6 protein-coding genes are annotated in these 6,084 nt (G+C 52.0%); 1 reads left to right on the top strand and 5 read right to left on the bottom strand.

Going from position 1 to position 6,084, the window contains the following annotated elements:
- Positions 1 to 101 precede the first annotated feature (101 nt).
- The 4 genes from NR126_RS13550 to NR126_RS13535 all read right to left on the bottom strand — a co-directional run bounded on the left by NR126_RS13550 (position 102) and on the right by NR126_RS13535 (position 4,932).
- Positions 102 to 1,106 carry an SUMF1/EgtB/PvdO family nonheme iron enzyme gene (locus tag NR126_RS13550; protein WP_256830430.1) on the bottom strand — a complete coding sequence of 335 codons (1,005 nt, stop codon included), beginning with the start codon at positions 1,104 to 1,106 and terminating at the stop codon, positions 102 to 104.
- Positions 1,107 to 1,118: 12 nt separating this feature from the next.
- Positions 1,119 to 1,415: a hypothetical protein gene (locus NR126_RS13545; RefSeq protein ID WP_256830429.1), complete on the bottom strand. Its 297-nt coding sequence runs from the start codon at positions 1,413 to 1,415 to the stop codon at positions 1,119 to 1,121.
- Between the two features lie 205 nt (positions 1,416 to 1,620).
- Positions 1,621 to 2,631 (bottom strand): SUMF1/EgtB/PvdO family nonheme iron enzyme, encoded by a 1,011-nt coding sequence (locus NR126_RS13540; protein ID WP_256830427.1) that lies wholly within the window; start codon positions 2,629 to 2,631, stop codon positions 1,621 to 1,623.
- A 15-nt stretch (positions 2,632 to 2,646) separates the two neighbouring features.
- Complete coding sequence (locus tag NR126_RS13535; RefSeq protein ID WP_256830426.1) at positions 2,647 to 4,932, bottom strand: hypothetical protein; 2,286 nt, start codon at positions 4,930 to 4,932, stop codon at positions 2,647 to 2,649.
- 373 nt (positions 4,933 to 5,305) lie between these two features.
- Between NR126_RS13535 and NR126_RS13530 the strand changes: the two genes are divergently transcribed.
- The gene (locus tag NR126_RS13530; protein WP_027618126.1) at positions 5,306 to 5,581 is read left to right on the top strand and encodes a hypothetical protein; all 276 of its coding nucleotides are present in this window, start codon (positions 5,306 to 5,308) and stop codon (positions 5,579 to 5,581) included.
- A gap of 1 nt (position 5,582) precedes the next feature.
- Here NR126_RS13530 and NR126_RS13525 read toward each other — a convergent pair whose 3' ends face one another.
- On the bottom strand, positions 5,583 to 6,053 hold the full coding sequence (locus NR126_RS13525; RefSeq protein ID WP_027618125.1) for an Lrp/AsnC family transcriptional regulator: 471 nt from the start codon (positions 6,051 to 6,053) through the stop codon (positions 5,583 to 5,585).
- Positions 6,054 to 6,084 lie beyond the last annotated feature (31 nt).

The following is a 6,084-nucleotide window of genomic DNA, read 5'->3' as shown; positions in this document are numbered from 1 at the left end:
CACCCAATCTCAAGAGTTGCAGGCCACGAGATCTTCGAGCACCGAACTGAGTGAATTTACAACGTGATTGGATATCCATCCCTCAGTGCCCCGCAAACAGTTCAACGCACCGGATCAGGATGATTGACAACACAGCGCGCCGTCTTTGAACTTAAGTAAGAAAACTCATTATCAAACATCAGACCATGGGGTTCAGCAAAGCTTCTGTGTACATTAACCCCACCTCCCCAAGCCGGATTTGCACTCGCCTGACCACGTACAACCTTTGTATCGCGCCCCAAATAGTCTTTGAATACTGGTCCGTCAGGCCCTTGGGGATCCTTCAATGGCGAGTACTTATAATAATCGGGATCATACCAGTCAATAACCCACTCGAGACCATTATCAGACATTGAATACAATCCCAGCGGGTTAGGCGGAAACTGATCTACCGGTAACGGTGTGACACCTTCAGTATTCCATCCCAGTTCTTCAGCAAAAGCGCGCCGATTCCAGGTTGAGGATATATTGACACCTCTTAGACCATGTTCCCCCGCCACTCGCTCGCGGGCCACTCTATAAGTTCCATCGTCCGTCGCGACCATCAAGAACTGACCGCGACTACGGGCGGCGTACTCCCACTGCGCCTCCGAGGGTAACGCGAAGGGCAAACCACTGATATTCGCTAGCCATTTGCAGTATTGATCTGCTTCGTGCCAATCCATATTTGCGGGTAGAGTTGGAGGCATACTGAATCTTTCGAAATTCACACCTGCTGCATCTTGGCGCAATCGCAATCCGTTGTGCTTCAAATAAAGTTGATACGCATAATTAGTGATTTTGAATTTATCCATAGAGTAACTGGTCAACTCAACCACATGAAGCGGCTTACTATCTTGATCCGCATCGTACGGCAGTCGTTCAGGGGCGTGCTCCAGGCCATAGTCGCCCATCAGAAATTCACCCCCCTCTACGAACACCAAATTGCTTTTTAGATGATCAACAAAATCCGCAAGATCGGGCTCTTTCAATGCTCGACTTGCTTCATCAACCTTCCCTGATGAATCACCACACCCCACTAACCCAAACACACAAAACAAACCTATAATTGCTCTTTCGACATTCATATAAACTCCATCTCAAGCAGGCTGAATCGAGCTTTCATCACATGGCCCGAATTCACAACGCGCAGGATAACTGGGATTTTGCGCACTGTTCAGGCGATAGTAAAACGTATCATTCATCGCCAACGCATACCCCCAAGCCACTTCACTCTTCAAATTCCCATATATAGCCACAAGCTGTTTTTTTGCATCATGCATATCCTGATCGCGATTTAGTCCCTCCTGAAGAAACCTTATCAAGTGCTGTTCTTGCTCATCAACCACAAGTGCTTCGTCTTTACCTTTGGCCAGATTCTGCCCATCAGCAGACATTCTGCACATGACCTTATTCCACTCAGAAGATGTCTGGGTCTATGACACCAACCTCAAAGGCACCCAATCTCAAGAGTTGCAGGCCACGAGATCTTCGAGCACCGAACTGAGTGAATTTACAACGTGATTGGATATCCATCAGTCAGCGCCTTCGTAAACAACGGCCAAACTCGCTCACCCCACACCATAAATAGTTGCAAATCGATCAATTCACCGGCACGGAGCTATTAACTACACAACGTACAGTTTTATCCCCTAAAACCACAAAATCATCTTCATTTATATAGCCATGCGGCTCCGCCGAAGTTCTGTAAACATTCACTCCACCGCCCCACGCAGGATCAGCAAACGCCTGGCCACGAACGACCTTAGTGCCGCGCCCAAAGTAGTCCTTGGTAACAGCCACACTCGGCCCTTGCGGATTATTTACAGGAGAATAATTATAGTAGTCCTCATCATACCAATCACTAACCCACTCCAAACCATTATCTGACATTGAGTACAAACCCAAAGAATTAGGCTGAAAGTAATCTACTGGCAATGGAGTAAGTCCTTCAGTCGCCCAATTCATTTCATCCGCAAATGCGCGACGATTCCATGTCGAAGATATATTTAGCCCTCTCAGGCCGTATTCCCCCTGAACTCGCTCATGGGCGACCCTATAAGTCCCATCATCGGTAGACACCATCAAAAATCGACCACGACTTCGCGCCGCATATTCCCATTGAGCCTCCGTCGGCAGAGCGAACGGGAGGCCACTCACTACCGCTAGCCACCCACAATACCTTTCCGCCTCAAACCAATCCATATGCGCTGGCGTTCTCGGCGCACTATTCATATCACTCCAATCTTTTTGATTACCTGCATCAACAACCCTTAACTTCAAACCATTGAACTTCAGATAAAACTGATAAGCCTGATTGGTGACTTTTATTTTTTGAATAGAATAATTATCCAATCTCACCTTGTGCAGGGGCTTACTGTCCTTGTCAGCGTCATAAGGTAAATTCTCAGGACCATAGTCTGCGCCAAAATCCCCCATTAGAAAATCACCTCCCTCGACAAAAACCAGATCAATCTTCAAGTCATCAATATATTGCATCAGCGCTTGATTACTCTCGTTTCGGGCTAGACTGCCCTTCGTCTCCGACGCGCCCTCACACCCTACCAACAATAAAAAACAAACAATACTGGCGATTACTCGAGTCAAACTCATACCCATTAAACACCTTTAAACATAATCAACTAATTGATCCTTACAGGGCCCAAAGCTGCAACGATCCGGATAATAAAAATTAGATGCAGAGTTTAGCTGGTAATAGGCTGTATCATTCATGGCAAGCGCATAACCCCAAGCTATTTCGCTTTTTAAACCTTGGTAAATCGCGACAAGCTCAGCCTTAGCTTTGTACATATCATCATCGCGACTGATCCCCTCTTGAAGAAACCTCTCCAAATGCCTCTCACTCTCCACAACCGCTACACGCTCACCATCTTTACCGGCCAGAACCCTTCCATCCCGAGTCATTCTACACATGACTTTGCGCCACTCTGAGACCGTCTGAATACTCTTAAGCACCCAAATTACGGATTCTTTCCGCTCACTGTAAATGTCAAGAACAAAGCCATCTCCATGATTCTCATAATCCAGATGATCCCAGACACCGTGACGAGTTAGTAGGTAAAGCAACATCCCTTTAGACTCCGGGGTATACCTCAGCAATCTTTCAGGACCAGAATTTACATGCCTGGCGAGGTGATTCCTTCGCTTAGACGCTTCCATCCCCTTAGTGCTTTCACCTAAAATATCCTCCATAAAACTTTTATACTCAGTGGCAATCGACGTAAAACCACTCTTTTTTCGACCATACAACTCATATAAGTCCTCACTCATACTCGCCATCTGCATTACACAATACTGGCTATAAGCTTTAAAAGCTTCTACATCCACCAAATCAAAAAACCCAAAATCCAACCGATACAACTGATAAATCAACCAGGCCCCAAACTCCGCAATTGTATTAGTCCCCACCTCACAAATAACCCCGCCCTTCGCCCCGACGCCCCAGCACAAACTGGCGGCGACGTGGAAGCAGAACTTGCCGTTGATAAAGGTGCAATAGAACTTGCCGCCGGCACCCGCGCCCGCCAGGCCGGCGATGCTGCTGCCGATGGTGCAGAAGTCGGTGTATTTGCCGGTCGATTGCAACAGGCCGGCGACGTTGGGATTGAGGTCGCGTGGTGGGGTGGGTTTCAGCCATTGCAAGCTGCCCTTGAGGCTGCCTTCGACACGGGCGCCGGCGAAGGCTTGGGCGGTGACGCTGAGGCCTTCGTCTTCGGCGGCCATTTGTTGATGAAACGCCACGCCCCTGGTTTTTCGTTCGTGGAAACGCGGCAGGCGTCCGCCGGGTTGGCCCATCAGCACTTGCTGGTCGCCGCTGCGGGCGATCTGTAGCTGGCCTTCAATCTGCACCGAGGCGCCGACGAAGCCGGTCAATTCGGGGGTCAGGCACAGGCGCAGCAGGCCCATGTTGAAGTCATTGCCGCGGTCGTCGGTGTAGCGCAAGGCCCAACCCAGGCGGTCGGGGACGTAGGCGGTGTAACTGACCTTACCCGAGGCCACTGTCAGCGCTGCATTGGCTTCGCCCTTGAATGCGGCGGTGCCCTTGGCAACGTCAAACTCGCCACTGGCACCGACATTGGAGGCAAAGCGCATGAACTGCGCGCCACGGCTCAGGTCGAGACTGTCGGTCAGCTCTTTGGTGCCGATGAACTGGCTGTGGTTCCAACTCTCGGCCCAATCGAACAGCACGAAATCGCTTTTCAGTTTATCCAGATCGAAATCCGAGCCGGCCCACTTGAGTACGTCGCGCAATTCCAGTTTGATCTTCGGCCACTCCAGGGCCGTCAACTGTTCAGCCAGTGTGCTGCTCGATATAACGGTTTTTCCGTTTTTATCCTTGCTGTAGATGCTGGCTTGCGCCGAGCGTTTGTCCTTGCCTTTCAGGGAAACGTTATGCAGTTTCCGGCCGGCCTGGGTCTGGCTGAAGTAGCCTTTCTTGACGTAGGCATAGGGTTTCGATTTGCCGTTGCGGCCACCCTTTCCCTGTACGACCGGGATCAGTTCGATCACCTCGTCGTAACTCATCGAGTCCAGGGAAAAATCGCCGAGTTCTTTCTTGATCGCAGCGCGGCTTTTTTCCAGCGCTTGCTCAGCCTCGGTGAGCGCCATCTGGCGCTTTTCTGTTTCACCGGGAGGCAGTGCTGCCTTCGACGCGGCACCGGCATAACGTTCCAGCGCGGTGGAATAGTTGGCGTTGGCACGATGAAAGGCGTCCATGCGCGCATTCATTTCCTGCCAATGAAGTTCAAACTTGCCGGCGTGGTCGTCATCAATGAAGATCAACTCTTCCGTGTCCGGGCGGAAGTAGCACTGCGCGGATTGATGACAGACAACGGCGACAGGATCTTTCCTGCTGCAGCGCAGTGTAGCGACGGGCAATTCAGGCTGGCTCATGAGTCAGGCTCCACGACTACTCGGAAGACCGCTGTTTGCGTTGCGGATCGAGGCCGTGATAGCGCTGGGTGTGACTGAATAATCTGGCGGTACTGTGAGCAAGATGCATCCCTCCTGGACTTTTCAAGGTACTCGGGGAGGACTTATCCCACCCAAGATCGAGCGCCAGGAGGCTTTCATGAAGGCGATACGGAAGGAAATAAGAAGAATCAACGCGCAAAGTAGGAGGTTTCTTAAAATTGGTTCGCGGCAGCTAAAGAACGAGTAGCGCTTGCGGAAGAAATCAAGTCGATAACCGTCAGTCGGCCTTAACCCCGCTCCATGCTCACACAGTCGATAATCCGACCCACCCCACCGCCACAGGCCTACCGGGATGAACACGCGCGCCCCCTCGTCATGGCTCATCCTGCTGGCCCTCAGCCTGGCGTTCAGCGCCGGCTGTTCCAGCAAAAAACCGTCAACCCAATACGCCTCCGCGTCCAACTGCTACGCCAAGGCCGTGCCCACGGTCGGCGAAGGTGGGCTGGCCTGGGGATCGAGTCTGGGGGTGGCGCGCAGCAAGTCGATGAACAACTGCATCCGTTATGCCGGGCGCTCCGGGGGCACGCCGAACACTTGCAAGGTAGTGTTGGCGCAGTGCAAGCGCTAGCTCAGCCGAGTACCGGAATCACCCGCGACGGCTTGACCGACTTGAAGGAAAAGCTCGAGTAGATTTCCTTCACCGCCGGCAGGGTTTGCAGGACTTCGCGGGCGAATTCGCCGAAGGATTCCAGGTCCTTGGCCACCACTTCGAGCAAAAAGTCGTAGCGTCCGGAGACGTTGTGGCAGGCGACGATCTCGGGGATTTCCAGCAGCCGCTGTTCGAAGGTGCGGGCCATTTCCTGGTTGTGGGATTCCATCATCACGCTGACAAAAGCCGTGACGCCGTAGCCCAGGGCCTTGGGCGAGAGGATTGCCTGATAACCGGTGATCACCCCGCTTTCCTCGAGGATTTTCACCCGCCGCCAGCACGGCGACGTGGTCAGTGCGACCTGGTCGGCCAGTTCGGCGACAGTCAGGCGGGCGTTGCCTTGCAGGGCGTTGAGCAGGGCTTTGTCGGTTCGGTCCAAAGCATTGGGCATGTTTTGCCTCTAATTCTTGTTGTTCTGAAGA

It is taken from the genome of Pseudomonas sp. Pse1 (assembly GCF_024519635.1).
GTDB lineage: Bacteria > Pseudomonadota > Gammaproteobacteria > Pseudomonadales > Pseudomonadaceae > Aquipseudomonas.
Note: the sequence above shows the minus strand (reverse complement) of the source record. Positions and strands in the feature narration are given on the sequence as shown.

What these genes read in the sequence shown, in the direction of transcription:
- NR126_RS13550 (WP_256830430.1), bottom strand. Translation starts at nt 1,106, where the DNA reads ATGAATGTCGAAAGAGCAATTATAGGTTTGTTTTGTGTGTTTGGGTTA.
- NR126_RS13545 (WP_256830429.1), bottom strand. Translation starts at nt 1,415, where the DNA reads ATGTCTGCTGATGGGCAGAATCTGGCCAAAGGTAAAGACGAAGCACTT.
- NR126_RS13540 (WP_256830427.1), bottom strand. Translation starts at nt 2,631, where the DNA reads ATGAGTTTGACTCGAGTAATCGCCAGTATTGTTTGTTTTTTATTGTTG.
- NR126_RS13535 (WP_256830426.1), bottom strand. Translation starts at nt 4,932, where the DNA reads ATGAGCCAGCCTGAATTGCCCGTCGCTACACTGCGCTGCAGCAGGAAA.
- NR126_RS13530 (WP_027618126.1), top strand. Translation starts at nt 5,306, where the DNA reads ATGAACACGCGCGCCCCCTCGTCATGGCTCATCCTGCTGGCCCTCAGC.
- NR126_RS13525 (WP_027618125.1), bottom strand. Translation starts at nt 6,053, where the DNA reads ATGCCCAATGCTTTGGACCGAACCGACAAAGCCCTGCTCAACGCCCTG.